General features: G+C 66.7%; 28 protein-coding genes. 20 read left to right on the top strand and 8 right to left on the bottom strand.

Features of this window, described 5'->3' with window-relative positions; all coding sequences use genetic code 11:
• The first annotated feature begins 5 nt into the window (after nucleotides 1–5).
• The 5 genes from V6Z91_RS00930 (at nucleotide 6) to V6Z91_RS00910 (ending at nucleotide 5,326) form a co-directional block, all read left to right on the top strand.
• Nucleotides 6–983, top strand: a complete 978-nt coding sequence (locus tag V6Z91_RS00930) for an SPOR domain-containing protein (RefSeq protein ID WP_338765407.1) — start codon at nucleotides 6–8, stop codon at nucleotides 981–983.
• A 48-nt stretch (nucleotides 984–1,031) separates the two neighbouring features.
• Entirely contained in the window at nucleotides 1,032–1,520 is a 489-nt protein-coding gene (locus tag V6Z91_RS00925; RefSeq protein WP_338765406.1) for a CvpA family protein, read from the top strand.
• Nucleotides 1,521–1,582: 62 nt separating this feature from the next.
• Nucleotides 1,583–3,106, top strand: a complete 1,524-nt coding sequence (purF, locus tag V6Z91_RS00920) for an amidophosphoribosyltransferase (protein WP_338765404.1) — start codon at nucleotides 1,583–1,585, stop codon at nucleotides 3,104–3,106.
• 151 nt (nucleotides 3,107–3,257) lie between these two features.
• Nucleotides 3,258–4,499, top strand: a complete 1,242-nt coding sequence (locus V6Z91_RS00915; RefSeq protein WP_338765401.1) for a cystathionine gamma-synthase family protein — start codon at nucleotides 3,258–3,260, stop codon at nucleotides 4,497–4,499.
• Nucleotides 4,496–5,326, top strand: a complete 831-nt coding sequence (locus V6Z91_RS00910; protein ID WP_338765398.1) for a hypothetical protein — start codon at nucleotides 4,496–4,498, stop codon at nucleotides 5,324–5,326. The genes V6Z91_RS00915 and V6Z91_RS00910 overlap by 4 nt, the downstream gene beginning before the upstream one ends.
• 244 nt (nucleotides 5,327–5,570) lie before the next feature.
• Here the strand turns inward: V6Z91_RS00910 and lexA are convergent, their stop codons facing one another.
• A complete protein-coding gene (lexA, locus tag V6Z91_RS00905; protein ID WP_338765395.1) occupies nucleotides 5,571–6,248 on the bottom strand; it encodes a transcriptional repressor LexA in 678 nt (225 codons plus the stop codon).
• A gap of 321 nt (nucleotides 6,249–6,569) precedes the next feature.
• Between lexA and rpsF the strand changes: the two genes are divergently transcribed.
• From rpsF to V6Z91_RS00855, 10 genes are all read left to right on the top strand, one after another.
• The gene (gene rpsF / locus V6Z91_RS00900; protein ID WP_338765392.1) at nucleotides 6,570–6,953 is read left to right on the top strand and encodes a 30S ribosomal protein S6; all 384 of its coding nucleotides are present in this window, start codon (nucleotides 6,570–6,572) and stop codon (nucleotides 6,951–6,953) included.
• Nucleotides 6,954–6,968: 15 nt separating this feature from the next.
• A complete protein-coding gene (gene priB / locus V6Z91_RS00895) occupies nucleotides 6,969–7,289 on the top strand; it encodes a primosomal replication protein N (protein WP_338772136.1) in 321 nt (106 codons plus the stop codon).
• Nucleotide 7,290: 1 nt separating this feature from the next.
• Nucleotides 7,291–7,581, top strand: coding sequence for a 30S ribosomal protein S18 (gene rpsR / locus V6Z91_RS00890; protein ID WP_107143310.1), 291 nt, complete (start codon nucleotides 7,291–7,293; stop codon nucleotides 7,579–7,581).
• 33 nt (nucleotides 7,582–7,614) lie between these two features.
• Nucleotides 7,615–8,067 (top strand): 50S ribosomal protein L9, encoded by a 453-nt coding sequence (rplI, locus tag V6Z91_RS00885; protein WP_338765371.1) that lies wholly within the window; start codon nucleotides 7,615–7,617, stop codon nucleotides 8,065–8,067.
• Between the two features lie 243 nt (nucleotides 8,068–8,310).
• Nucleotides 8,311–9,696, top strand: a complete 1,386-nt coding sequence (locus V6Z91_RS00880) for a replicative DNA helicase (protein WP_338765368.1) — start codon at nucleotides 8,311–8,313, stop codon at nucleotides 9,694–9,696.
• Nucleotides 9,697–9,768: 72 nt separating this feature from the next.
• Nucleotides 9,769–10,395 carry a DUF47 domain-containing protein gene (locus tag V6Z91_RS00875; protein WP_131144494.1) on the top strand — a complete coding sequence of 209 codons (627 nt, stop codon included), beginning with the start codon at nucleotides 9,769–9,771 and terminating at the stop codon, nucleotides 10,393–10,395.
• Between the two features lie 24 nt (nucleotides 10,396–10,419).
• A complete protein-coding gene (locus tag V6Z91_RS00870; RefSeq protein ID WP_338765364.1) occupies nucleotides 10,420–11,430 on the top strand; it encodes an inorganic phosphate transporter in 1,011 nt (336 codons plus the stop codon).
• Between the two features lie 66 nt (nucleotides 11,431–11,496).
• The gene (locus V6Z91_RS00865) at nucleotides 11,497–12,528 is read left to right on the top strand and encodes a bile acid:sodium symporter family protein (RefSeq protein WP_338765362.1); all 1,032 of its coding nucleotides are present in this window, start codon (nucleotides 11,497–11,499) and stop codon (nucleotides 12,526–12,528) included.
• A 33-nt stretch (nucleotides 12,529–12,561) separates the two neighbouring features.
• The gene (locus V6Z91_RS00860) at nucleotides 12,562–13,128 is read left to right on the top strand and encodes an XRE family transcriptional regulator (protein ID WP_338765360.1); all 567 of its coding nucleotides are present in this window, start codon (nucleotides 12,562–12,564) and stop codon (nucleotides 13,126–13,128) included.
• Nucleotides 13,125–14,087: a GNAT family N-acetyltransferase gene (locus V6Z91_RS00855; RefSeq protein WP_338765358.1), complete on the top strand. Its 963-nt coding sequence runs from the start codon at nucleotides 13,125–13,127 to the stop codon at nucleotides 14,085–14,087. The genes V6Z91_RS00860 and V6Z91_RS00855 overlap by 4 nt, the downstream gene beginning before the upstream one ends.
• A gap of 6 nt (nucleotides 14,088–14,093) precedes the next feature.
• Here the strand turns inward: V6Z91_RS00855 and V6Z91_RS00850 are convergent, their stop codons facing one another.
• Genes V6Z91_RS00850 through V6Z91_RS00840 form a run of 3 tightly spaced genes read right to left on the bottom strand, consistent with a single transcriptional unit; the run spans nucleotide 14,094 to nucleotide 16,767 of the window.
• Nucleotides 14,094–14,480: a VOC family protein gene (locus V6Z91_RS00850; RefSeq protein WP_338765357.1), complete on the bottom strand. Its 387-nt coding sequence runs from the start codon at nucleotides 14,478–14,480 to the stop codon at nucleotides 14,094–14,096.
• Nucleotides 14,481–14,494: 14 nt separating this feature from the next.
• On the bottom strand, nucleotides 14,495–14,920 hold the full coding sequence (locus V6Z91_RS00845) for a hypothetical protein (RefSeq protein ID WP_338765354.1): 426 nt from the start codon (nucleotides 14,918–14,920) through the stop codon (nucleotides 14,495–14,497).
• Between the two features lie 8 nt (nucleotides 14,921–14,928).
• On the bottom strand, nucleotides 14,929–16,767 hold the full coding sequence (locus tag V6Z91_RS00840) for an ATPase, T2SS/T4P/T4SS family (RefSeq protein WP_338765351.1): 1,839 nt from the start codon (nucleotides 16,765–16,767) through the stop codon (nucleotides 14,929–14,931).
• Nucleotides 16,768–17,146: 379 nt separating this feature from the next.
• Between V6Z91_RS00840 and V6Z91_RS00835 the strand changes: the two genes are divergently transcribed.
• The 3 genes from V6Z91_RS00835 to V6Z91_RS00825 all read left to right on the top strand — a co-directional run bounded on the left by V6Z91_RS00835 (nucleotide 17,147) and on the right by V6Z91_RS00825 (nucleotide 20,553).
• On the top strand, nucleotides 17,147–19,366 hold the full coding sequence (locus tag V6Z91_RS00835) for a heavy metal translocating P-type ATPase (RefSeq protein WP_338765348.1): 2,220 nt from the start codon (nucleotides 17,147–17,149) through the stop codon (nucleotides 19,364–19,366).
• Entirely contained in the window at nucleotides 19,363–19,758 is a 396-nt protein-coding gene (gene cueR / locus V6Z91_RS00830; protein WP_338765345.1) for a Cu(I)-responsive transcriptional regulator, read from the top strand. The genes V6Z91_RS00835 and cueR overlap by 4 nt, the downstream gene beginning before the upstream one ends.
• Nucleotides 19,759–19,833: 75 nt before the next feature.
• Nucleotides 19,834–20,553, top strand: coding sequence for a glutathione S-transferase (locus V6Z91_RS00825; RefSeq protein WP_338765342.1), 720 nt, complete (start codon nucleotides 19,834–19,836; stop codon nucleotides 20,551–20,553).
• A gap of 3 nt (nucleotides 20,554–20,556) precedes the next feature.
• On the opposite strand, the gene V6Z91_RS00820 is transcribed toward V6Z91_RS00825, so the two are convergent.
• Nucleotides 20,557–20,757, bottom strand: coding sequence for a heavy-metal-associated domain-containing protein (locus tag V6Z91_RS00820; protein WP_131144510.1), 201 nt, complete (start codon nucleotides 20,755–20,757; stop codon nucleotides 20,557–20,559).
• An 83-nt stretch (nucleotides 20,758–20,840) separates the two neighbouring features.
• On the opposite strand from V6Z91_RS00820, the gene V6Z91_RS00815 reads away from it, so the two are divergent.
• The gene (locus tag V6Z91_RS00815; protein ID WP_338765334.1) at nucleotides 20,841–21,269 is read left to right on the top strand and encodes a VOC family protein; all 429 of its coding nucleotides are present in this window, start codon (nucleotides 20,841–20,843) and stop codon (nucleotides 21,267–21,269) included.
• Nucleotides 21,270–21,309: 40 nt separating this feature from the next.
• Here V6Z91_RS00815 and V6Z91_RS00810 read toward each other — a convergent pair whose 3' ends face one another.
• A complete protein-coding gene (locus V6Z91_RS00810) occupies nucleotides 21,310–22,062 on the bottom strand; it encodes a LytTR family DNA-binding domain-containing protein (RefSeq protein ID WP_338765331.1) in 753 nt (250 codons plus the stop codon).
• A 1-nt stretch (nucleotide 22,063) separates the two neighbouring features.
• Complete coding sequence (locus tag V6Z91_RS00805; protein WP_338765328.1) at nucleotides 22,064–23,146, bottom strand: histidine kinase; 1,083 nt, start codon at nucleotides 23,144–23,146, stop codon at nucleotides 22,064–22,066.
• Between the two features lie 166 nt (nucleotides 23,147–23,312).
• Here V6Z91_RS00805 and V6Z91_RS00800 point away from each other — a divergent pair, with 166 nt between their 5' ends.
• Nucleotides 23,313–24,272 (top strand): alpha/beta hydrolase-fold protein, encoded by a 960-nt coding sequence (locus V6Z91_RS00800; RefSeq protein ID WP_338765325.1) that lies wholly within the window; start codon nucleotides 23,313–23,315, stop codon nucleotides 24,270–24,272.
• 168 nt (nucleotides 24,273–24,440) lie between these two features.
• Here V6Z91_RS00800 and V6Z91_RS00795 read toward each other — a convergent pair whose 3' ends face one another.
• Nucleotides 24,441–26,303 (bottom strand): PhoH family protein, encoded by a 1,863-nt coding sequence (locus tag V6Z91_RS00795; protein WP_338765322.1) that lies wholly within the window; start codon nucleotides 26,301–26,303, stop codon nucleotides 24,441–24,443.
• Nucleotides 26,304–26,373: the final 70 nt, after the last annotated feature.

Below are 26,373 nucleotides of genomic sequence, written 5' to 3'. Positions count from 1 at the left end.
GATACATGGGCTTGTTCTCGAAATTCGGCAAAAACAAGCAGCAGTCCCCCGAAGACAGCGGCTATTACCGCGCCGCGGATGACCGCGCGATGACGGAGCGGGCCCGTTCCAAGCGCGCCTCCTCGAACGAGGCCGGGGCGGTCCCGGGCGCAACCCGTGGCCGCGGCCGCAAGGATGCGGCCGATCCCGTACTGCCCGAGAAGAAGCGCGCGCGCCGCCGCCTGGTAGGCGCCATCGCGCTGGCGCTCGCCGTGGCGATCGGCTTGCCGATGGTGCTGGACTCGGAGCCGAAGCCGCTGGCCAACGATATCGCGATCCAGATTCCTTCCAAGGAAAAGCCGCAGGCCGCGAAGCCCACGGTCGAGCCGGAGCCGGCAGTGGACCCGGCCGTCGAGGCGAAGACGGCCCAGGCCGAGGCGCTCGACCAGAGCGAGGAAATCGTCGAGCCGGAAGACAATACGCCGGTGGTGACGCCGCCGCCGCGCCGGGCCGAGCCGCCGCAGGCCGTGGCGCAGAAGGCCGAACCGAAGGCCGGGGCACCGAAGCTGGCCGAGCACAAGCCGGAACCGAAGCACGAGACCAAGCCCGAACAGAAGCCCGAACCCAAGCCGGAACCCAAGCCCGAGCCGAAGAAGGTGGCCGAAGCCAAGCCTGAACCGAAGAAGCCGGAAGCCAAGCCCGAAGCGAAGCCGAAGACGGATGACGCCGCCCGCGCATTGGCGCTGCTGGAGGGCAAGCCAGCCCCGGCGCCCGCCGACTCAGGGCGCTACGTGATCCAGGTGGCCGCGCTGGCCGCCAAGGACAAGGTCGAGGAATTGCAGGGCAAGCTGCGCGACGCCGGCATCAAGTCGTTCACGCAGAAGTCGCCATCGGGCGAGTTGACCCGCGTGAAAGTGGGCCCGTTCAGCAGCCGCGAAGAAGCGGAAAAGGCCAAGGCCAAGCTACAGAAGATCGGCCTGTCCGGCAGCCTGAGCCCCGCCTGACGCATCCCGATATTGCCCGTTATCCTGTCTTTACCGTGATAGACCGCTGTGACGATTTTCGATTACGTGGTGTTGTTCGTGCTGATCACTTCCATCATCGTCAGCACCTTGCGCGGCTTGGTGCGGGAGATGCTCTCGCTGCTGGGCTGGATCGTGGCCTTCGTGGTGGCCAACGCCTACGGCCCCGCGCTCGCCGACATGCTGCCGGACGCGATTCCTGGCGCGACCATCCGGCTGATCGTCGCATTCCTGGCCCTGTTCATCGGCGTGCGTATCCTGATGGGCTTGCTCTCCATGGCCGTGTCGGCCCTGGTCGAGGCGGGCGGCCTGAGCCTGGCGGACCGTGGCCTGGGCGGCCTGTTCGGCCTGGGGCGCGGGCTTGTAATCGTGCTGGCGGGCGTCATATTGTGTGGGATGACGTCGATCCCGCAACAGGACTTCTGGCGCCAGGCGCTGTTTTCCCCGATCGCGGAAACGGGCGTGCGCACCGTGAAACCATTCCTGCCAGCTGCCGTGGCGCAGCACGTGCAATTTTAGAATCAGTCAACTAAGTTCCAATCGAGTTTTCCAATCTTGTAGCACCTTTAGGAGCACAGCTTATGTGTGGCATCGTCGGCGTCGTTTCCCATCAACCTGTCAACCAGCTGCTGTATGACGCGCTGCTGCTGTTGCAACACCGCGGCCAGGACGCGGCCGGTATCGCAACGAACCACAGCAGCATGTTTACGATGCACAAGGCCAACGGCCTCGTGCGTGACGTGTTCCGCACCCGGAACATGCGTTCGCTGATGGGCAATTCTGGCATCGGCCACTGCCGCTACCCGACGGCCGGTTCGTCGTCGGAAGAGGAAGCGCAGCCGTTCTACGTCAACGCGCCGTTCGGCATCACGCTGGCGCATAACGGCAATCTCACCAATTGGGAACAGCTCAAGAACGAGATGTTCAAGAACGATCGCCGCCACATCAATACCGACTCGGATTCGGAAGTACTGCTGAATGTGCTGGCCCACGAAATCATGCGCGCCACCACTGGCTATGTGCTCGATTCGGGCACGCTGTTCGAAGCGGTCACGGCGGTGAACCGCCGCGTGCGCGGCGGCTACGCGGCCGTGGCGCAGATTGCCGGCGTGGGCCTGCTGGGCTTCCGCGATCCGTTCGGCATCCGCCCGCTGTGCCTGGGCATCAATGAAACGGAGCAAGGCACCGAGTACATGCTGGCCTCGGAATCGGTGGCGCTCGAAGGCGCCGGCTTCCGCTTCGAGCGCGACGTGAAGCCGGGCGAAGCCGTGTTCATCGATGCCGACAACCAGCTGCACAGCCGCATCTGCGCCGATAACCCGACGCTCAATCCCTGCGTGTTCGAATACGTGTACCTGGCGCGGCCGGACTCCGTGATCGACGGCGCCTCGGTCTACAACACGCGCCTGAAGATGGGCGAGTACCTGGCCGAGAAGATCAAGCGCGAAGGCCTGGCGGACGATATCGATGTCGTGATGCCTATCCCCGATTCCTCGCGCCCCGCCGCCATCCAGCTGGCGCTGCGCCTGGGCAAGGAATACCGCGAAGGCTTCATCAAGAACCGCTACATCGGCCGCACCTTCATCATGCCCGGCCAGGCGCTGCGCAAGAAATCGGTGCGCCAGAAGCTGAACGCGATCGGCGACGAGTTCAAGGGCAAGAACGTGCTGCTGGTCGACGATTCCATCGTGCGCGGTACCACCAGCCGCGAGATCGTGCAGATGGCGCGCGATTCCGGCGCCAAGAAGGTCATCTTCGCCTCCGCCGCGCCGCCGGTGCTGTACCCGAACGTGTACGGCATCGACATGCCGACCCGCGACGAACTGATTGCCCACGGCCGGACCGTCGAGGAAGTGTGCAAGGAAATCACGGCCGACGCGCTGGTCTACCAGGACCTGGACGACCTGAAGAAGGCGATCTCCGACGTCAACCCGGCACTGACGAGCTTCGAGGCTTCCTGCTTCGACGGCCACTACATCACCGGCGACGTGTCGCCCGATTACCTGGACCGCATCGAGCACGCCCGCCACAATCCGAAGACCAAGGTGGTCGAGGACGCCGCGCGCACGCAGCTGAACCTGAATCGGGTCGCGACCGAAGCATAAGCCCAGGGCTCCTCGCGGAGCCCTTTTTGTTGCGGAACCACCGAATGTCAAATCGGGGACAGTCCCTGCCGTTGTAATACAACCGAAATGTAAATTCGGGGACAGTCCCCTTGGGGCCTGTCCCCGTTGTTAAAACCACATTGCGCACGACATGAACGACAAGAAAAACTACGGTTTCACCACCACGATCCTGCACGGCGACCGCCAGAAGACCATCGAGCAGGGGTCGCTGCACAAGCCCGTGCACACGTCTGTCGCGTTCGGCTACACGGATGCGCGCCAGCTCGCTTCCGTGTTCCAGGGCCGCGAGCCGGGTTTCCGTTATGGCCGCCAGGGCAATCCCACGGTGTCCGCGCTGGAAGAGAAGGTCAACAAGATGGAGGGCGGCGTGGCCACGCTGTGCTTCGCCACCGGCATGGGCGCCATCGGCGCCGTATTCCAGGCGCTGCTGCGCGCCGGCGATCATGTGGTCTCGTCCTCGTTCCTGTTCGGTAACACGAACTCCCTGTGGCAGACGGTGGCGGGGCAGGGCGTCGGCGTCGATTTCGTCGACGCGACCGATGTCGCCAACGTCGAAGCCGCGCTGAAGGAAAACACGCGCATCGTGTTCGTCGAAACGATCGCCAATCCGCGCACGCAGATCGCCGACCTGAAGCGCATCGGCGAGCTGTGCGCGCAAAAAGGCATCCTGTACATCGTCGACAACACGATGACCACGCCCTACCTGTTCCGCCCGAAGGCGGTCGGTGCCGGGCTCGTCATCAACTCGCTGACGAAGTCGATCGCCGGCCACGGCAATGCGCTGGGCGGCAGCCTCACCGATACCGGCGCCTATGACTGGAACCGCTATCCGAACATCTTCGAGAACTACAAGAAGGCCGCGCCCGCCATGTGGGGCATCACGCAGGTCCGCGCCAAGGGCTTGCGCGACTTCGGCGCTTCGCTGGGGCCTGAGGCGGCGCACCACATCGCCGTCGGCGCCGAAACGCTGGCCCTGCGCATGGAGCGCACCTGCGCCAATGCCAAGGCGCTGGCCGAGATGCTGGAAGCCGATCCGCGCGTGGCCGCCGTCCACTATCCCGGCCTGCCGTCGCACCCGCAGCACGGTATCGCCACCGAGCTGTTCAAGGCCTATGGCTCGCTGTTCAGCTTTGAATTGAAGGAAGGAATCGACTGCTTCGATTACCTGAACCGCCTGAAGATCGCCGTGCCGGCGTCCAACCTGGGCGACACCCGCACGCTCGTCATCCCGGTCGCGCACACGATTTTCTACGAAATGGGCACGGAGCGCCGCGCGTCGATGGGCATCGCCGAATCGCTGATCCGCGTATCGGTCGGCATCGAGGATACGGCCGACCTGGTGGACGATTTCCGCCTGGCGCTGGACGCATGAGGCGCCGCTGGCTAGGCGCGGCGGCGCTGTGTGCCGCCGTGGCGGCGCACGCCGAAGTCTCGGTGCCGCTGGCGCTGGAGAAGGGCATTCCGGTCGTGCAGCTGACGGTCGGCGGCGCCACTTATCCATTCACGTTCGACATCGGCTCGTCGCGCACGCTGCACCTGACGCAGGAGGTGATGGCCAAGATCCCCAACCTGAAACTGACGGGCCGGAAAGTGAAAAGCGCCGACCTGGCCGGCAAGGTGCGCGAGGAGGAGGAATTCGTGATTCCCGACCTCGTCGTGAACGGCGTCTCGTTCGGCGAAGTGACGGGAGTGTCCCACGAGCCGTGGGGCTTGAGCATCGGCGAGGGTGCCGGGCCGCCGCCGCATTCCGTCGTCGGCCTCGGCCTGTTCGCGCGGCAGCCGTTCGTCTACGACCAGTCGAGCCGCACGCTGCGCTTCGGCGCGCCGCTCGACCCGGGGCCCGGCTGGCAGGCGCTGCCGCACGAGCGGGTCCATGAAAGCATCGTTGTCGCGCTGGCGAACGAGCGGGCGCGCTACCGCCTGGTGTTCGATTCGGCAGCGAATATTTCTCTGGTCAAGCCGCAGGCCGTGGAAAGACAGAAAGACCAGCGCTCGCCATGCGACCTGTTCGGGCCCGACAAGCCGTGCCAGACGGTAACGGTGGCGTTGCCGGGCGGCGTGGCGATCCAGCCCTACCTGATGCCGCTGCCCGACTTCTTCCAGCCGGACGGCATCCTGGGCGCCGACTTCTTCGGCCGCTATGCCGTGTTCGTGGACCAGGCCAACGGCAATGTCGCGGTGCGGCCGCCGTCGAAATAGGCGGCTGGCCGAGAGCCGGCGGCAGGACGATGCGGCAGCTGGAAGAGCGCCGCAGCACGCACCTGCCGAAATGAACCTGCCGAAATGAACCTGCCGGAATGACGTGCAAAGAAAGCGCGCCGCGGCGTGGCCGCAGCACTTGCGAAACGCGTGCTCGGCCGGCTAGTGCAAGCCGGCCACGGCAGGGGAAACGGTGACGATCAGTGCCGATTCAGCGCTTCACCAGTGCCAAAGCAGGTGCTGATCAGTGCCAGGTGCGCAGCAGGCCGACGGCCAGGCCTTCCAGCGCGAATTCGTCTTCCGGCGTGACCGTGATTACCTTGAAGTCCGGGTTTTCCGGCAGCAGTTCGATCGTGGAACCGGTGCGGCGGTAGCGCTTGACCGTCACTTCGTTGCCGATGCGCGCCACCACGATCTGGCCATTCTTGGCGTTGTCGACCTTTTTCACGGCCAGCAGGTCGCCGTCCATGATGCCCACGTCGCGCATCGATTCCCCGCGGACCTTCAACAGGAAATCGGGCTTCGCGGAAAACAGGGCCGGGTCGACGCTGTAGCTGTTTTCCAGGTTTTCCTGTGCCAGGATCGGCGAACCGGCGGCCACGCGGCCGATCAGCGGCAGCTGCATCAGCAGGCCGGCCGGCACTTGCGGAAGCTGGTCGGAAAGCGCGGGTGCCGGGCCCGACGAGGCCCCGGCGGACGGCGCGACGCGCTCGCCCAGCAGCCGGATGCCGCGCGAGGTGCCCGCGGTGATCTCGATCGCGCCCTTGCGCGCGAGCGCCTTCAGGTGTTCCTCGGCCGCATTGGCCGACTTGAAACCCAACTCGGCGGCAATCTCGGCGCGCGTCGGCGGGAAGCCGGTGGACTCGATGGCATCCCTGATCAGGTTGAGAATTTGTTCCTGCCTTGCGGTGAGCTTGATCATGATGCGATATCTGTGTATATAGACAGCCTGTATTTTTGTACAGTACCAAATGGAATGCAAGGGGAAACGTGCTTCAGTTGTGAAAAAATTCTGAAAAACCCGTGACAGGCACCGGTTTTCTGGAAATATTTCCTGCAGCGCCCTTTCCGAGGGGGCGCATGACTGGGGCCTGGCTGCACCGGCAGATGGCTCGCAGCCGGGTCTGGCGCCAGCTTGGCGGCTGGTAATCCCCCTAAAAACCTGCTATGCTTGCGGGCTTACCTCTTCCCACACCCGTCATGACGCCGGGGTGGGCTATCAACAGTCCTTAAGGGAGTTTGCATGCGTCACTACGAAATCGTATTTATCGTCCATCCGGACCAAAGCGAGCAAGTGCCCGCGATGATCGAACGTTACAAGGCCAGCGTGACCTCGCGCGGCGGTAACGTGCACCGCGTGGAAGATTGGGGCCGCCGTCAAATGGCGTACTCGATCCAGAAGCTGGCCAAGGCACACTACATCTGCATGAACATCGAGTGCGACAACGACACTCTGGTCGAACTGGAAACCGCGTTCAAATTCAATGATGCCGTGCTGCGCCACCTGACCGTCAAGATGAAGAAAGCGGAAACCGCTCCTTCGCCGATGATGAAGTCGGTCCAGCGTGAAGACGCCGCCAAGAGCCACCGCGCCGAAGCCGCGGCCGCTCCGGCAGCTGCAGCCTAATTCCGGGGAGTCTTGCTGAACGAGCTGAAGGTCACCGGCCTCATCGCCGAGCGGGAAGTGATTCGCTATACCCCCGCCGGGCTGCCGATCGTGAATGCAGTATTGCAGCACAGTTCGCAGCAGATCGAGGCAGGCATCGCGCGCCAGACGGAGTTCGAGATCGCCGCGGTCGCCGCGGGAGAAATCTCCGGCCGGTTCAGCGCGGCGCCGCTGGGAGGCACCTACGAATTCTCGGGGTTCCTCGCCCGGCGCAGCCGCAACAGCAAGAGCCTGGTATTTCACATCATTGATTTTCGTGCCGCCCCGGCGACACAACATTTAGATACAGGAGCCTAAAATGGCATTCGGTAAAAAGTTCGACAAAAACAAAGCCAAGCTGAAAGAAAAGCGCAAACAGCAAAACCCGCTGTTCAAGCGTAAGAAGTTCTGCCGCTTCACCGCCGCCGGCGTTGAGCAAGTGGACTACAAGGACGTCGACACGCTGAAAGATTTCATCCAGGAAAACGGCAAGATCATGCCGGCACGCCTGACCGGCACCAAGGCGCACTACCAGCGCCAAGTGGATACCGCCATCAAGCGCGCACGCTACCTGGCCCTGCTGCCGTACACCGATCTGCACCACGCCTAATCGGCAGCAGTACAGATAGAACTGGAGAACATTATGCAAATCATTCTGCTGGAAAAAGTTATCAACGTCGGCAACCTGGGCGACGTGGTGAAGGTCAAGGACGGCTACGCACGTAACTTCCTGATCCCGCAAAAGCTGGCACGCCGTGCCACCACGGCCGCCGTGGCCGAGTTCGAAGCCAAGCGCGCCGACCTGGAAAAGGCCGCAGCTGAAAAGCTGGCCGCTGCACAGGGCCAGGGCGAAAAGCTGAACGGCATGACCGTGACCGTGTCGCAGAAGGCCGGCGTCGACGGCCGCCTGTTCGGTTCCGTGACCAACTACGACATCGCCGAAGCCCTGACCAAGGCCGGCTTCGCCGTGGAAAAAGCTGCCGTGCGCATGCCGAACGGCCCGCTGAAGACCACCGGCGAGCACCCGGTGTCGGTGTCGCTGCACACGGACGTGGTGGTCGACGTGACCGTCGCCGTCGTGGGCGAAGCCGCCTAAGCCTGTCGGGAATCTTTCCGCGTCAGGATTGTCGTACACATGAAGAAGCCGGGTTCGCCCGGCTTTTTTATTGCCGCCACGCCGCGCGGCGCCGATGCCCCACGAGGGCGACAAGGCGGCGGCCCGGCTGTTATAAATGACGGGTACAAGCCCTTCCCAAGGCGATGACAACGCTGCCGCCAGGGCAGCGATCTTGCCAACCATTATGAACTTTGGCCTGCTTATGCAGGTATAATGCGCGCCATGAATTCCCCATCCGACCCGCAAGTCGATTCCCTCCGCATCCCGCCGCACTCCATCGAAGCCGAGCAATCGGTGATCGGCGGCCTGCTGCGCGACAATGCCGCCTGGGACCGCATCGCCGACTTCATGCATGCGGAGGATTTCTATCGCTACGACCACCGGATCATCTTCGAACAGATGATCCGCCTGATCAACTCCGGCAAACCGGCGGACGTGATTACCGTGTTCGAGGCGCTCTCGATGCTGGGCAAGGCCGATGAGGTCGGCGGTTTGCAATACCTGAACGCGATGGCGCAAAACACGCCGTCGGCGGCGAACATCCGCCGTTACGCCGAGATCGTGCGCGACCGCGGCGTGCTGCGCAAGCTGATCACGGTGGCCGATGAAATCTCCGGCAACGCCTTCAGCCCGCAGGGCAAGGAAGTCAAGCAGATGCTCGACGAGGCGGAGTCGAAGATCTTCGCGATCGCCGAGCAGGGCGCGCGCGGCGCGCAGGGCTGGCTGGCCGTGCAGCCGCTGCTGACGCAGGTGGTCGAACGCATCGACGAGCTGTACAGCCGCGACAGCGGCAGCGAGATCACCGGCGTACCGACCGGTTTCGCCGACCTGGACAAGATGACATCCGGCCTGCAGCCCGGCGACCTGGTCATCGTGGCCGGCCGCCCGTCGATGGGCAAGACGGCGTTTTCCGTCAACATCGGCGAGAACGTCGCGATCGAGGCAGGCTTGCCCGTCGCCGTGTTCTCGATGGAGATGGGCGGCGCGCAGCTGGCGATGCGTATGCTGGGCTCCGTTGGCCAGCTCGACCAGCATCGCCTGCGTACCGGCAAGCTGAACGACGAAGACTGGCCGCGGCTCACGCACGCGATCCAGAAAATGAATGAAGCCCAGCTCTACATCGACGAGACGCCGGCGCTGAACCCCATCGAGATGCGCGCGCGCGCGCGCCGCCTGGCGCGCCAGTGTGGCAAGCTGGGGCTGATCATCGTCGACTACCTGCAGCTGATGCAGGGTTCGCAGCCGGGCGACAACCGCGCCGCCGAGATCTCGGAAATCTCGCGCTCGCTGAAGGGCCTGGCGAAGGAATTGCACTGCCCGGTCATCGCGCTGTCGCAGCTGAACCGCTCGCTGGAACAGCGGCCCAACAAACGTCCCGTGATGTCCGACCTGCGCGAATCCGGCGCTATCGAACAGGATGCGGACGTGATCATCTTCCTTTACCGCGACGAGGTCTACAACCCCGACTCGCCGGACAAGGGCACCGCCGAAATCATCATCGGCAAGCAACGTAATGGCCCCATCGGCGCCATTCGCCTGACCTGGATGGGCATGTACACCAAGTTCGGCAACTACACCGGTAATCTGTCGATCTATCAGGGCGACTGATACCAGCACCAAGAGGGGCCGCTTAGAGCAACGGCCCCGGCAGCACCCCCGAATCAACCAACGGAGAATAAAATGTTTGGACGCCTGATGCCCACCGAGGGCAAATTCTTTGACCTGTTCAACCAGCATGCTGAACTGTGCGTCAAGGGCGCGAAAGAAATGCTGGGCCTGATGACCAATTTCGACGATCTGGAAAACCGGGTCCATGCCATCGAGAGCATCGAAAAACAGGCGGACAAGATCACGTACACCACGGTGGACCTGCTGCACAAGACGTTCATCACCCCGATCGACCGTGACGACATCCACAAGCTGATCACGAAGATGGATGACATCCTGGACATGATGGAAGACGCCGGCCAGACCGTGTCGCTGTACGACCTGCATGCCGTCACGCCGGAAGCGAAGCGCCTGGCCGAGCTGGTGCTGGCCTGCTGCGAGAAGGTGAAGGAAGCCGTGGCGCTGCTGTCGAACATGGACAATGCGCGCGACATCGTCGGCATCTGCGAAGAGATCGACCGCCTGGAGTCGGACGCAGACCACGTGATGCGCGCCGCGATGTCCAAGCTGTTCCGCGACGAGCCGGACGTGCGCAACCTGATCAAGATGAAGGCAATCTACGAGATCCTAGAAACCGTCACCGACCGCTGCGAAGACGTGGCCAACATCATCGAAGGCATCATCGTCGAGAACGCGTAAGCGCCGCACGATCAAAACAACAATATGCAGACCTTAGAAATCAGCATTTACGCGCTGGGGCTCCTGATCGCCCTCGCGCTGATCTTCGACTTCATGAACGGCTTCCATGACGCGGCGAATGCCATCGCCACCGTCGTGTCCACGGGCGTCCTGAAACCGCAGACCGCGGTGGCGATGGCCGCCTTCTTCAACTTCATCGCCATCTTCGTCGTCGGCCTGCACGTGGCCACCACGATCGGCAAGGGCACCATCGATCCGCACGTGGTCGACCATCATGTGATCTTCGGGGCACTCGTCGGCGCCATCGTGTGGAACGTGATTACCTGGTACTACGGCATCCCGTCGTCGTCGTCTCACGCGCTGATCGGCGGCCTGGTGGGCGCCGCCGTCGCCAAGGCCGGCACCGGCGCGCTGATCGCCGGCGGCTTGATCAAGACGGTGGTGTTCATCGTCGTGGCGCCGCTCCTGGGCTTCTTCCTGGGCACGCTGATCATGCTGCTGGTGTCGTGGGTGTTCGTGAAGTCCACGCCGCGCCGCATCGACACGTGGTTCCGCCGCCTGCAGCTGGCTTCCGCGGCAGCCTACAGCCTGGGCCATGGTGGCAACGACGCGCAAAAGACCATGGGCATCATCTGGATGCTGCTGATCGCTTCCGGCCACGTGGCCGCCGACGCGACCGAGCCGCCGACCTGGGTGATCGTGGCCTGCTACGGCATGATTTCCTTCGGCACGCTGTTCGGCGGCTGGCGCATCGTCAAGACGATGGGCCAGAAGATCACCAAGCTCAAACCCGTCGGCGGCTTCTGCGCCGAGACGGGCGGCGCGATCACGCTGCTGATGGCATCGGGCCTGGGCGTGCCCGTGTCCACCACGCACACGATCACCGGCGCCATCGTCGGCGTCGGTTCCGCGCAGCGCCTGTCGGCGGTGCGCTGGGGCGTGGCCGGCAATATCGTGTGGGCGTGGGTCTTCACGATTCCCGCCTCCGCCTTCGTGGCGGCGATCGGCTGGTGGATCGGCACGCAGATCCTGTAAGCGCGAGCCGCTTCGGAAAGAAAGGGAGCCGCGGCTCCCTTTTTTCTTATGCGATAAAATCCCTGGATGCCTTCCGTTCTCTCCTCTCTCTCCCAGTTCAAGCCCGACAATTTCACGCTGGTCCTGCTCGCCACCGTCGCCGTCGCCACCGTGCTGCCGGTCACCGGCCAGACGGCCGTGGTCCTTGGCGACGTCACCGCGGTCGTCATCGGCCTGCTGTTCTTCCTGCACGGCGCCAAGCTGTCGCGCCAGGCGGTCATTGCCGGCATCACGCACTGGCGCCTGCACCTGACCGTGCTGTGCTCCACCTTCGTGCTGTTCCCCATCCTCGGCCTGGCCATGAAGCCGCTTGCGCTGGCGGTGCTCACGCCCGAGTTGTACGTGGGCCTGCTGTTCCTGTGCATGCTGCCATCGACCGTGCAATCGTCGATCGCGCTGACGGCGATGGGGCGCGGCAACGTGCCGGCCGCGATCTGCAGCGCCTCGGCCTCGAACTTCCTCGGCATCTTCATCACGCCGCTCCTGGTCTCGGCCTTCATCGTGCAAGGCCCCACGGGCCGCTCGACCGGCGACGCGGTGCTGGCCATCGTGCTGCAGTTGCTGGTGCCGTTCCTGGCCGGCCAGCTGCTGCGCCCGGTCATCGGCGGCTGGGTCGACCGGCACAAACCGATGCTCAGGTTCGTCGACCAGGGCTCGATCCTGCTGGTCATCTATACCGCCTTTTCCGAAGCGGTCAACGAGGGGCTGTGGCACAAGCTGTCGACGCAAGTGCTGGTCACGCTGGGCGTGATCTGCTGCGTGCTGCTGGCGGTCGTGCTGGCGCTGACGACGCTCGCCAGCCGCAAGTTCGGTTTTTCCCGCGAGGACGAGGTGACGATCGTGTTCTGCGGCTCCAAGAAAAGCCTCGCCTCCGGCGTGCCGATGGCGAAAGTGCTGTTCGCCTCTTCGTCGCTGGGCATGGTCATCCTGCCCGTCATGCTGTTTCACCAGATCCAGCTGATGGTGTGCGCCGTGCTGGCCCAGCGCTTCGCCCGGCGCGCGGAGCTCGCCGAGCCCCACGTTGCGCATCCCGTCCCCCAGGCGCCACGCCGCCCTTGATTTTCTTCTCATATTCGAGATATTCTCTCGAATATGAGAAATGACGAACGCTTCGAACAAAAACTGGTGGCCCGGCTGGCCGCGCTGCGCGAGGGCCGTGGCTGGTCGCTGGAACAGCTGGCGCAGGCGAGCGGCATCAGCCGCGCCACCTTGTCGCGCATGGAGCGCGGCGAATCGAGTCCGACGGCGGCGCTGCTGGGCAAGCTGTGCGCCGCCTACGGCTTGCCGATGTCGCGCCTCATTGCCGAGGTGGAGGAGCAGGGCGCCCAGCTGATCAAGTCGGTCGACCAGGCCACCTGGACGGACCCTGCCACCGGCTTCACGCGCCGCATGGTGTCGCCGCCGGCGAAAGGCTTGCGCGGCGAATTGATCGAAGGCCGGCTGCCTGCCGGTGCGGTGATCGACTACGAACAGCCGCCGCAGCCGGGCCTGGAGCAGCACATCTGGATGCTGGACGGGCTGCTCGACTACACGCTCGATGGCGTCACGTACCGGCTGCAGGTGGGCGACTGCCTGCGCTTTCGCCTGTACGGTCCCACGCGCTTTTCCTGCCCCGGGCCGCTGGGTGCCCATTACCTGATAGCGATCTGCGAACCATGATCACGATAGCCGAACTCGATGGCGAGGGCGTGCGCGCCGCCGCCGATGCCCTGGCCGATGTGCTGCACGACTGCGTCGCACATGGCGCCAGCGTCGGCTTCCTGCCGCCGTTCACGGTGGACGATGCGCGGCGCTTCTGGCTGGACGTGGCCGCGCAGGTCGATGCCCGTGCGCGCACCTTGTTCGCGGCGCGCGACGAGGCAGGCACGGTCTGCGGCACCGTGCAGTTGGCGCTGGCCACGCCGGCCAACGGCGCGCACCGCGCCGAAGTGAACAAGATGCTGGTACACACGCGTTGGCGGCGCCGCGGCGTCGGGCGAAGGCTGCTGCAGGCGGCCGAAGCGCGCGCCAGGGAGCTGGGGCGCACGCTGCTGGTGCTCGACACCTGGGTGGGCAGCGGCGCCCAGCACCTGTATGCAGGCCTCGGTTACCGCACCAGCGGCGACATCCCGCGCTACGCGATCCTGCGCGAGAACACGCTGGGCGCCACGCGCGTGATGTACAAGCTGCTCGGACCGGAGTTCGACGTGGCAGCGGCCGATCCCGCCTCGCCGGATGCCGTCGCGCTGATGCGCGAACTGTCCGAGACCCTGCGCGGCATCACGGGCGACGATGGCACGGCCTCGTTCGATCCCGCCGGCTGCACCCTGTTCGCGATCGCCCGCGACGATCGGGGCCGGGCGGTCGGCTGCGGCGCGCTGCGGCCCATCGATGGCGAGATCGCCGAGATCAAGCGCATGTACGCGCGGCCCGGCGCGGGGGCCGGCATCGGCTCGGCCGTGCTGGCCTTCCTGGAAGCGCAGGCCGCGGCGCTGGGTTGCCGGGGGCTATGGCTGGAAACGCGCAAGGTCAACGAGCGGGCGATCCGGTTCTACGACGCGCAAGGCTACCTGCGCATCCCGAACTTCGGCAAGTACGTGGGCAATGACGCGGCGGTGTGCTTCGGCAAGCGGCTGTAGGCACCGTCAATGGTGGCACACCACGCACAGCTTGTTGCCGTCCGGGTCGCGGAAGTAGGCGCCGTAATAGTGCGCGTGGTACTCGGGCCGCGGGCCCGGTGGGCCTTCGCAGGTGCCGCCGTTCGCCAGCGCCGCGGCGTGCGCGCGGTCGACCGTGGCGTGGTCGGGCGCCAGCAGCGCCGTCATCGCGCCATTGCCCACGGTGGCGGGCATGCCGTCGAAGGGCGCGCCGACCAGCAGCAGCGGTCGCGGTGCATCGCACGGCATCCAGCCGGCCCATGGGCGGCTGTCGTCGCGAAAGCGCAGCGGCTGGCCCAGTGTCTCCATCAGGGCGGAATAAAAGGCGAAGGCGCGTTCGAAGTCCGTCACGCCGATGAATACATGGGACAGCATCTTTTCCTCCTGCGTCAGCGGCGCAACATGACCAGCGCCTGCACCACTTCCAGCGAACGCCAGGCCATGGCGATGCCGAGCGCGACGAAGGTGGCGCCGAACACCACCGCATAGTCGCCGCCCATCAGGCTGCCCAGCCACAGCGCGCCCGTCACCACGAGGATCGTCACCACGAGCCGCGTGGCCCAGCCTTCGTGCCCTTCCTGGCCCGTGGTGAGATTGCGGTGGGCATAGGCCGTGAACAGCTTGGCGCGGCGGCGGCCCACCACCACCAGTTCCTGCCCCTCGGCGATCACGAGCGGCGCGTTCGAGACGATCTTCACCAGTTGCCCGTCGAGCCGGAACACGGCCGCGTGGATGGTGCTGGTGCCTGTGCTGGGGTTGTACGATACGGTCTTTCCACGCCGCAGCTCGCTCACGGTACCTCTCAGTTTCTCCATGTGTTTCCTTACCTGGCGCAGGCCGCGCGCACCGACCCGATATCGGTGATCCCGGCCAGCACCTTGTCGATGCCATCCATCTTCAGCGTGCGCATGCCGTCATCCTGCGCCGCCGTGGCCAGGCGTGCCGCGTCCGGCCGCTGCGCCAGCAGCCGGGCCATGCCCGCGCCGCCCGCCATCAGCTCGAACAGGGCGCTGCGGCCCCGGTAGCCGCCCGCGCATGCGGCGCAGCCGACCTGGCGATACAGCGTGATGCTGCCACCATCGCCGTGGAGCCGGCGCCAGCTCGCCAGCAGGTGGTCGCGCATGGCGGCGGTGGCGGCCTCGCCGGCCGCCGGCATTTCCGCGCAATATTCCGTCAGCAGCAGTTCCAGTTCGGCCGCACCGGGGTGGTAGGGCTGCCGGCATGCAGTGCACAGTCGCCGCACCAGCCGCTGCGCCAGCACGCCGGCCAGCGCGTCGCCCACCGCGAACGGGTCGGCAACCAGGTCCAGCAGCCGCAACGCGCCCTCCGCGGCACCGCGTGCGGGCAGCGCGGCCAGTACCAGCCGGCCGGCGAGGGCCGCCTCGATGGCCAGCCCTGCCGCCACGCCCCCACGCAGCGCATCGACCATGATCACGTCGGCATCGGCCTGCCGGAACGCTTCGAGCGCGGCGGCGGCGTCGAGCCCGGCGGCGCCGCCGAGCCGCACCTGGCACAGGCCGGGCTGCGGTGGCGCCGGATCGTCTTCGGCCGTGCAGACCTTGCGGTGCGGGCCGGCCAGGCCGCCCAGCAGCGCATGCAGGGTAGTGCTCTTGCCGGCATCCTGCGGGCCGCATACCAGCAGCAGGCCGCGCGGCAGTTCCAGGATGGCCTGCAGGCGGGCGAGATCGTCCGGCGCCATGTCCAGTTGCGCCAGCGGTATCGGTGGCCGCGCCTCGGCCAACCGCAGCACCAGGTCCATGCCGGCCGCGGACGGGATCGCGGTGGCGTGCAGCAGCACGTCCGGCCAGCCGTGCGCGCGGCCGTCGAGGGTGCCCTGGCGCGGCTGGCCCGGCCCACCGCGGGCAAGGCCGCCGGCAGCCGCCAGGTGCTGCACGAGGGCGTCGGCACGCCCGGCGGGCAGGGTGGCATAGGGGGCCAGGACGCCGTCGCGGCGCAGGCGAATCATGGCGCCGCCGGGTGCCGGCTCGATATGGATCGCGCGGGCCCCGAGGCGCCGCGCATCGGCCACGATGCGGGCAAGCAGGCGCGCCGCATCGCCGCCCGCCCGTGCCGGCGCGGCGGCAGGCAGGGCGGGCGGCTGCTCCACCGCCTGCGCCGCCGCCTGTCGCGCGTGGGGCGCGTGGGGCGCCAATCGCGGCGCGAGCGCTTCGCCCAGGCGTGCCGCCGCCTCGGCGGCCAGGGCCGGGAAGGGATCGCCGTCGCGCGTGTTGACGAGCTGGATCACGCCCAGCAGCGCGCCGCTGTCCGGTGCCACGAGCGGCACGGCCAGCACCTGCCTGGTGCGGTAACCGGTGCGCTCGTCCACGCCGCGCGGGAAGCGCAGGCCGGGCGCGATGCGCGCCAGTTCGGCATCGTCATGGGCGTCCGCCACGTGGACGGGGTTGCGCGTCTGCGCCGCCAGGCCGGCGATGCTGTGCGGCCCGATCGCCACCTTCACGTCGCGGCAGGCATCCTGCGTCCTTGCCTTCGAGATGAGGTAATCGCCGTCGGCGTCCACGGCATACAGCGTGAGCCGGTCGCAGCCGAACACGGCGGCGGCGTCATGCGCAGCGAGCATGATCTCGTCCAGGCTGGCCGTCTGCCGCCACTGCGCGGCCAGTGCCGCCACGGCCGGCTGGAACGGGTCCGCAAGCGTGTTCATCCCGCCATCGGCGCGTCCACGCCGCGCGCCGGCCGGTCGATCGCGCCGCGCATCGCCCAAAATCTGAATTTCATGCGTTGTCCATTCCTGTTTCGTTACGGCCCGGCAAGGCCGGCGAATCTCCCCGGATGATAGCGTTTTTTTCAACGCCTCTGGCCGCTTTCAGGGAAATGATTTCTTGTGGCAAGGATGTGCTGACGAACCGGCTCGCATGCACACCATGCGTCCTTGCAATGCTCGAGCCCGTGTCCCGCGGTGCCTGGCACCGGGAGACACCGCGGGACTCGGGCTCGGCAATAAGAACGCCTTTGAAAACCGCTTGACCTTCCCATCATGGGATACTCCATCCTGACGACATCATGGCAGCAGGAGTATCGAGATGAGCACTGAACTTTCCCAGGACGTCCGCATCGGCGGCATGAGTTGCGCGGCTTGCGTCGGCCGCGTCGAGAGGGCGCTGGCCGCCGTGCCGGGCGTCACGAGCGCCAGCGTCAACCTGGCGACCGAGACGGCGCGTGTGGAAACCGAGGCGCCGCTGGCGTTCGACGCGTTGCGCGCCGCCGTCGAGAAGGCGGGCTACGAGGCCGAGCCGGTCGCCGCGGCAGCCGCCCCGGTGCCGGCACCGGAACGACCGGCCGATGCGAAGGCCACCCTGCAGGGCTGGCTGCGCGGCGCCAACGAAGGCTTGCCGGTGCTGCTGTCCGCGCTGCTGTCGCTGCCGCTGGTGCTGCCGATGCTGCTGGCGCCGCTGGGCGTGACATGGGCGGCGGCGCCCTGGGTGCAATGGCTGCTGGCCACGCCCGTGCAGTTCCTGTTCGGTGCCCGGTTCTACCGTGCCGGCTGGAAGGCGGCGCGCGCAGGCGCGGGCAATATGGACCTGCTGGTGGCGCTCGGCACCAGCGCGGCGTACGGCCTGTCCGGGTACCTGCTGCTGGCCGGGCACGGCGGGCACCTGTATTTCGAGGCCGCCTCGGTCGTCATCACGCTGGTCCTTCTCGGCAAGTGGCTGGAAGCGCGCGCCAAGCGCCAGACCACGGCGGCGATCCGCGCGCTGCGCACGCTGCGCCCCGAGTCGGCGCGCGTGCGGCGCGGCGGCCAGGACGTCGACGTGCCGGTGGCCAGCGTGCGCCCGGGTGACCTCGTGGTGGTGCGTCCCGGTGAGCGCATCGCCGTCGATGGCGAAGTGGTGGAAGGGGCGAGCGATGTCGACGAATCGCTGATCACCGGCGAGAGCCTGCCGGTGGCGCGCCGGCAGGGCGAACGGGTGACTGGCGGCGCGATCAATGGCGCCGGCCTGCTGGTCGTGCGCACCACGGCCACGGGCGCCGAGAGCACGCTGGAACGCATCATCCGCCTCGTCGAGGATGCCCAGGCGGCCAAGGCGCCGGTGCAGCAGCTGGTGGACCGTGTCAGCGCCGTGTTCGTGCCCGTCGTGCTGGGAATCGCCGCGCTCACGCTGCTCGGCTGGTGGTTCGTGTCCGGCAGCCTGGAAACGGCCACGATCAACGCGGTGGCCGTGCTGGTGATCGCCTGTCCATGTGCGCTGGGGCTGGCCACGCCCGCGGCGATCATGGCCGGCACCGGCGTGGCGGCCCGCCACGGCATCCTGATCAAGGATGCCCAGGCGCTGGAGACGGCGCACGGGGTCACGGCGGTGGTGTTCGACAAGACCGGAACGCTGACCCAGGGCCGCCCCGCGCTGGCGGGCCTGCGCGCGCACGGCATCGGTGAAGCGGACCTGCTGGCGCTGGCGGCCGCGGTGCAACAGGGCAGCGAGCACTCACTGGCGCGCGCCGTGCTGGACGCGGCGCGCGAACGGGTGCTCGCCGTGCCGGTGGCCCAGGCGGTGACGGCATTGCCGGGCCGCGGCCTGGCAGCCGCCGTCGGCGAGCGCGAGCTCGTGCTGGGCAGCACGCGGCTGATGGGCGAGCGGCACATCGATCTCGAGCCGCTGCGGGCGGACGCTGTTGCGCTCGAGCAGTCCGGCCATACCGTATCGTGGCTCGCCGATGCCGGCAAGCGCCAGCTGCTGGGGCTCGTGGCCTTCAACGATCCGCCCAAGCCCACGGCGCGGGCAGCGGTGGCGCGCCTGCACGCGCAGGGCATCGCCACCACCATGCTGACCGGCGATAACGCAGGCAGCGCGGCCGCCGTGGCGACGGCCGTTGGCATCGGCGGCGTGGCGGCAAACCTGCTCCCGGCTGACAAGACCGCCCATATCGCCGGCCTGAAGGCGCAGGGCGCCCGGGTGGCGATGGTGGGCGACGGCATCAACGACGCACCGGCACTGGCCGCGGCCGACGTGGGCATCGCGATGTCCACCGGTACCGACGTGGCGATGCACGCGGCCGGCATCACGCTGATGCGCGGCGACCCGGCGCTGGTGGCCGACGCGCTCGACATCTCGCGGCGCACGTTCGCAAAGATCCGCCAGAACCTGTTCTGGGCGTTCGTCTACAACCTGGCAGGCATTCCGCTGGCGGCGCTCGGCATGCTGAACCCCGTGGTGGCAGGTGCGGCGATGGCGCTGTCGTCGGTCAGCGTCATCACCAATGCATTGCTGCTGCGCCGCTGGCAGCCGAAGAAGGAGGGAGCATGAATATCGGGCAGGCCGCCACCGCCTCGGGCGTGACGGCGAAGATGATCCGCTACTATGAAAGCATCGGCCTGGTGCCTGCGGCGCAGCGCACCGACAGCGGCTACCGCGTGTATGGCCAGCGCGAAGTGCACACGCTGCGCTTCATCCGGCGCGCGCGCAAGCTGGGGTTCTCGCTGGAGCGCATCGCCGAGCTGCTGTCGCTGTGGCAGGACGGCAGCCGCGCCAGCGCCGACGTGAAGCGCATCGCGCTGGACCACGTGGCCGAACTGGAGGAGCGCATCCGCGAGCTGACGGAAATGCGCGACACGATCGCCACGCTGGCTGCGTGCTGCCATGGCGACGAGCGGCCCGATTGCCCGATCCTGCAGGGGATCGCCAGCAGCGCCGCGTAGCATTCCCGAAGCTTCCAGCGATGCGCCGCCGGCCAGCGCGGCCGGGCTAGAATCGCCATATTCAATGGAGGCGCTGTGGAACCCTACACCCTGTATTACTGGCCCACGATCCAGGGCCGCGGCGAATTCGTGCGGCTGGCGCTGGAAGAAGCGGGCGTGCCTTACCGCGACGTGGCGCGCGCCCCGAAAGGCATGCCGCAACTGGAAGCCTCGCTCGACTTTCGTTGCGAGCCGCTGGCCGCGTTCGCGCCGCCCGTGCTGCGCGCCGGCGAACTGCTGATCGGGCAGACCACCAACATCCTGCTGTTCCTTGGTGCCCGTCACGGCCTTGCGCCGCGCAACGAAAAAGGGCGCCTGTGGTGCAATCAGTTGCAGCTGACGATCGCCGACATCGTGGCCGAGGCGCACGACACCCACCACCCCATCTCGGTGAACAGCTATTACGAGGAACAGAAGAAGGAAGCGAAGGCGCGCGCCAGGGACTTCTGCGCGGCGCGCATACCGAAGTTCCTGGGGTATTTCGAGAACGTGCTGGCGGCCAATCCGGGCCGCGGCAATTTCGCGGTGGGCTCGAAGCTCACTTATGTGGACCTGTCGCTGTTCCAGCTTGTGGCGGGCTTGCGCTATGCGTTCCCGAAGACGATGGCGCGGCTGGAGCCGCAGTGGCCGCGCCTGGCGGCGCTGCACGACGAGGTGGCCGCGCGGCCGAACATCGCCGCCTACCTGAAGTCGAAGCGGCGGATTTCCTTCAACGAGGAAGGGATATTCCGCCGCTATCCGGAGCTGGAGAAGTAGTGTTCAGCGGGCGCTGGTGACGGGGTAGCCCGCGTCCACGATCGCCGCCTTCACGGCGTCCAGCGGCGCGCCGGATTGCACCTTCACGCCCTTGGCTGCCAGGTCGACGTCGACCTGGGCATTGCCGTCGACCGCCTTGACGGCTTTCGTGACGGCCGCGACGCAGTGGCCGCAGCTCATGTTTTCCACTTGCAGTTCGTACATGCGATACTCCTTTCAATGTCGATGGGCGTACTGTAAGCCTTCCCATGGGGGGAAGGTCAAGCGCGCGCGCTGAAGGGAGACGGATGAAACAGGCGATCGTACACATTGCCCTCGTGGTGCGCGATTACGACGAAGCGATCGACTTCTACGTGAACAAGCTCGGTTTCGAGCTGCTCGACGATACCTACCAGCCCGCGCAGGACAAGCGCTGGGTCGTCGTGGCGCCGCAGGGCGGCGCGGGGACGACCATCCTGCTGGCACGCGCGGCACGGCCGGAGCAGGAGGCGGCGATCGGCAACCAGGCCGGCGGGAGGGTGTTCCTGTTCCTGAACACCGACGACTTCTGGCGCGATATCGAACGCTTGCGCACCCAGGGCGTGCGCTTCGTTCGCGAGCCGAAGGAAGAGGATTACGGCCTGGTGGCCGTTTTCGAGGATTTGTACGGCAACCTGTGGGACCTGCTGCAACTGAAGGATGGGCATCCGATCGCCCGCAGGGTCGCCATGGCGTAACTGGTCGGGGCGACGGGGGCGCCCGAGCCGGCGGCCTGCCTCAAGCTGCCATGGCCGCCTTGAGCGCAGCCAGGTAGCTGGCGCTGACGGGCACCACGCCGCCGCAGCGCAGCATCAGCTTGTGGCTGCCCTCGCCGCCGGTGACGAGGCTGCCGATCTGGTCGCGGCGCACGATCGCGCCGCGATGCACACGCAGGAAGAGCGCCGGGTCGAGCAGGGCTTCCAGGCGGTTCAGCGTGATCCGGTGCAGCACGGTGCGGCCCGGCAGGCGCAGCTCGACATAGTTGCCGGCCGCTTCCATCCACAGGATATCGGCGACGAGCACCTGCTCGATGCGGCCCACGGAGCGCACGCCGATGCGTTCCGGATAGGTGGCGGCTTCGGCATGGTCGCGCAGGGCCGTGCCGTAGGCTTCGCGCTGGCGCTGCCGCAGCATCGCCGCCGCGCGCTCGACGGCCTGGGCCAGCCGCGCGTCGTCCAGGGGCTTCAGCAGGTAGTCCAGCGCATGCACCTCGAACGCATCGATCGCATGTTCGCTGAAAGCGGTGACGAACACGATGAGCGGCGGCTCGCGCAGCCGCGACAGCTCGCGGGCCAGCGCCAGGCCCGGTTCTCTGGGCATCTGCACGTCGAGGAAGATCACGTCGACGTCATGCCGCGCCAGGCAGGCGCGCGCTTGCGCGTTGCCGTCGCATTCGGCGGCCAGCTCCCAGCCGGGGTGGTCGGCCAGGGCCATGCGCAGGTTGGCACGGCCGGGTTCCTCGTCGTCGACGATCAGGTAGCGGATCGCCATGTCACTCTTTCGCCAACGGCAGCCGCACTTCGGCCACGAAGCGCGTGCCGCGCACGCCGGCATGCAGCGCGGCGCCGGGCGTGAGCCGCTCCAGCCGGTCGCGCGTGTTGGCCAGCCCGAGGCCGGCGCCGGGATTCGGCGACGCCTGTGTGCTCACGGGATTGGTGACCGTCACGACCATCTCGTTGACCTCGCGGGCGAACGATAGCGTGATGTCGCCCGGGCCTTCGTGGCAATCGAGGTCGTGGCGCAGCGCGTTCTCCACGAGCGGCTGCAGGGACAGCGGCGGGCAGTCGACGTCGTGCAGCAGCGTGTCGTCGGCGCCTTCGATGGCCACGCGCAGCCGGTCGCCGTAGCGCAGCCGTTGCAGGTCGAGGTAGTCGCGCACGAATTGCAACTCCGCCGCCAGCGTCGCCGTCTGGTCCGTGCTGGCCGCCAGCGCATAGCGCAGCAGCGTGCTGAGGCGGCCGATGCCGGCCAGCGCCACCGGCTTGTCGCCGGCGCGCACCAGGGCGCTGATGGCGTTGAGCGCGTTGAACAGGAAGTGCGGCTCGAGCTGGGCGCGCAGCGCCAGCATGCGCTGTTCCTCCAGTTGCAGGCGCAGGTTGAGCATGTCGTTCTGGGCGCGCTGCCACGCGAGCTCGCGCTCCTTGGCCTGGCGCCAGTAGTGGATCGCCAGGATGGCGGCGAAGGTGGCGGTGGTGGTGAACCAGCCGACCAGCAGCATCTTCATCAGCAGGCGGCGCGCGTCGTCCAGGCTGGCGATATCGAGGTAGCCGCGCAGCCAGGCGATGTACAGCCATTGCGCCGGCTGGAACAGCAGCACCAGGCCGACGAAGAGCAGCACCACGTGGCGGGGGCGTGCCACCAGCACGGGCCAGCGGCCCAGCGCCGTGACCAGCACGGCCGACAGCACCATCAGCGGGATCGCATATTCGATGAACCAGGTGGCCAGCAGCACCGGGTAGCGGCTGGCCACGCCCGTGCGCAGGTTGTCGCTGTACGTTTGCAGGGCGCCCAGGGCACTGATCGCCGTCCAGACCAGGGCGCTCAGGATCACGGTGCGCGCCGCGGGTTTCGGCATGCTGGAAGGGCGGGGAAGGGCGGGCGTGTTCATCGGCCAAAAGTATAGCAGCGGGCTCGATGGCTCCAGGCGGCGGCCATCCCCGGGATAGGCAATTCCATCCCAGGGATATCGGCTGCGGCAACGAAGCGCGGCACAATCGCCCGCTTACTTCTGGAGGAATACCTTGACATTGCCGATGATCCTGCTCGCCGCATGGTGCGTTGTCGCGCCTGCCGCCGCCGCCAACGCTGCCACGTCCACCGCCCCGGCACCTGCCGGACCAGCACTCGCCCCTGCCCAGCCGCTGCCCGCGTATGTCCTCGACAATACGGAGGTGCGCGACATCCGCGCCACGGCGCTCAAGCGCGACTACCAGCTTTTCGTGGCGCTGCCCGATTCCTACCGCACGTCCGGCAGGCGCTATCCGGTGATCTTCGTTGTCGACGCCAATTATGCGTTTCCCCTGGCGCGCAGCATCGCGTCGCGTTTGCACAAGCATGCCGGACTGGAGGAGTCGATCGTGGTGGGCCTCTCGTATGCGATGGGCGACACACCGGTGTACAGCCGCCGCCGCGACTACACGCCCAGTGTGCCGCGCAACGCCGACTTCCGCGGCTACCGCGCCGACATGCCGGGCCGCCCGGTGGTACTGGGCGAGGCCGGCGCCTACGCCCGCTTCATCGCCGATGACGTGTTCCCGCATATCGCGTCTGCCTATCGGGCCGACATGGGCCGCAAGATCTTCATGGGCCATTCCTACGGCAGCCTGCTGGGTTTGCAAGTGCTGCTGACGCGCCCGCGCACTTTCGAGCATTACATCCTCGGCAGCCCGTCACTCTGGTTCGACCGCGGCGTGATGTTCGACCGCTTGCGGGACTACGCCGGCGCGCACAGGGACTTGCCGGCTTCGGTCTTCTTCGGCATCGGCAGCCGCGAAACGCTGGCGCCGGGCAAGCGGCGCTCGCGCAGCGAGGAGCAGGCCGACATGGTCGCCGACCTGCGCGATTTTCACGGAGCCCTGGCCGCGCACCGCTACGCGGGTTTGACCACGAGGCTGAAGGTGTTCGCGGATGAAGACCACGCCAGCGTGTTTCCCCTCGTGCTGACCCACGGCCTGCGCGCGTATCTCAAGAAAGAGAAATAGTTGCCTAAAACCGGGGGGGAGCAGGGGTTTCAAGGAGCATCGCTCCCTGCCGGCGCAGCGGTACCGCCATGCATGGCGGTACTCCTTCCAGACCCCGGTCTTTGGAACATTGCGGCAAGAAAAAGCCCCGCCGGCTTGCGCGGGCGGGGCTTGGGGGAGCGAAGAGGCTTACAGCACGTCGCTGGCGTGGTCGGCCAGGCGCGAGCGTTCGCCGCGCGCCAGGGTGACGTGGCCGCTGTGCGCCCAGCCCTTGAAGCGGTCGACTACGTAGGTCAGGCCGCTCGAGCCTTCGGTCAGGTACGGCGTGTCGATCTGGGCGATATTGCCCAGGCAAAGGATCTTCGTGCCCGGACCGGCGCGCGTCACCAGGGTCTTGATCTGCTTCGGCGTCAGGTTCTGCGCCTCGTCGATGATGAGGAACTTGTTGACGAAGGTGCGGCCCCGCATGAAGTTCAGCGACTTGATCTTGATGCGCGAGCGGATCAGGTCCTGCGTGGCGGCGCGGCCCCACTCGCCGGCGTCGTTGTCGGACTTGTTCAGCACTTCCAGGTTGTCGTCGAAGGCACCCATCCACGGGCCCATCTTCTCTTCCTCGGTGCCCGGCAGGAAGCCGATGTCCTCGCCCACCGGCACGGTGACGCGGGTGACGATGATTTCGTTGTACAGCTTCGTTTCCAGCACCTGCGCCAGGCCGGACGCCAGCGCCAGCAGGGTTTTACCCGTGCCGGCCTGGCCCAGCAGCGTGACGAAGTCGCATTCCGGGTCCATCAGCAGGTTCAGCGCGAAGTTCTGCTCGCGGTTGCGCGCCGTGACGCCCCACACATTGTTCTTGTTGTGCGAGTAGTCGCGCAGCACGCGGATCACGGCCGTCTTGCCGTTCAGCTGCTTGACCTGGCCGTAGAACGAAGCCTCGCCATTGTTCGGCTCCAGGTAGACGAACTGGTTCACCAGCAGCGAAGGCACGAACGGCCCCGTCACGCGGTAGTACGTGGTGCTGTAGCCGTTCTTGTTTTCCTGCCAGGACTCCATGTCCTTGCCGTGCTTGTTCCAGAAGTCGTCCGGCAGCTGCACGATGCCGGAGTACAGCAGGTCCGTGTCTTCCAGCACGTGGTCGTTGAAGTAATCCTCGGCCGGCAGGCCCAGGGCGCGCGCCTTGATGCGCATGTTGATGTCCTTCGACACCAGCACCACGGCACGGCCCGGCTGGTCGCCCTCGAGCGAGCGCACCACGGCCAGGATCTGGTTGTCCGCCTTCCCTTGCGGCAGGCCTTCCGGCAGGTCGGCGATCTGCAGCTTGGTCTGGAAGAACAGGCGGCCCTTGGCATCCTTGTTGCCCAGCTTGGACAGGGGAATGCCCTGCTCGATCGCGTCGTCGTCGGTGTTGGCAACGAGCGCGTCCAGCGTGCGCGAGACCTGGCGCGCATTGCGCGCGACTTCGGACATGCCCTTCTTGTGGTTGTCCAGTTCTTCCAGCGTCATCATCGGCAGGTACACATCGTGTTCCTCGAAGCGGAACAGCGACGTCGGGTCGTGCATCAGCACGTTCGTATCGAGCACGAACAGCTTGGTGCCGCCGATCTGGTCGGCGTGGCGGCTCGTCGAGGACTTGATCGTGACCTCGACCGGCTTGTGCTTGGCCGGGTGCGGCGCCTCGGCCTTGATCGGGGTGACCTTCGCGCGCGGCGCCTTGGCGGTGGCGGGAGCAGCTTCGGCGGCTGCGGGATATTCGACCGTCGCGGGCGGCACGGCGGCGACGGCGGGGACAGCGGGGACAGCGGCAGGAGCTTCGGCCGCGGTCTTCGCGGCGCTCTTGCGCGTGGTCTTCTTCGCGGGCGGCGCCGGCGGCAACGCCTCGGCCAGCACGGTCGGCGTCACGGTGTCCAGCACCTCGGCGGTGCGGCCACGGGTCGATTTCTTCTGTGGCGCCGTGTCATGCTCGGGGAACGGAACCGGGTTGGCGCCGCTCGCCTTCGGGTAATCTTTTGCCAGCAGCAGGGTGGCCGGCTTGGTAGGCAGTTTTGGCAGTGGCATCAGGATCTCGTCTTAAAAAAGTCCACCATGGCCGGTACGGGCCACGAAAGACAGGTCGATGGGGAATACA

It is taken from the genome of Massilia sp. METH4, from assembly GCF_037094685.1.
GTDB lineage: Bacteria > Pseudomonadota > Gammaproteobacteria > Burkholderiales > Burkholderiaceae_D > Rugamonas.
Note: the sequence above shows the minus strand (reverse complement) of the source record. Positions and strands in the feature narration are given on the sequence as shown.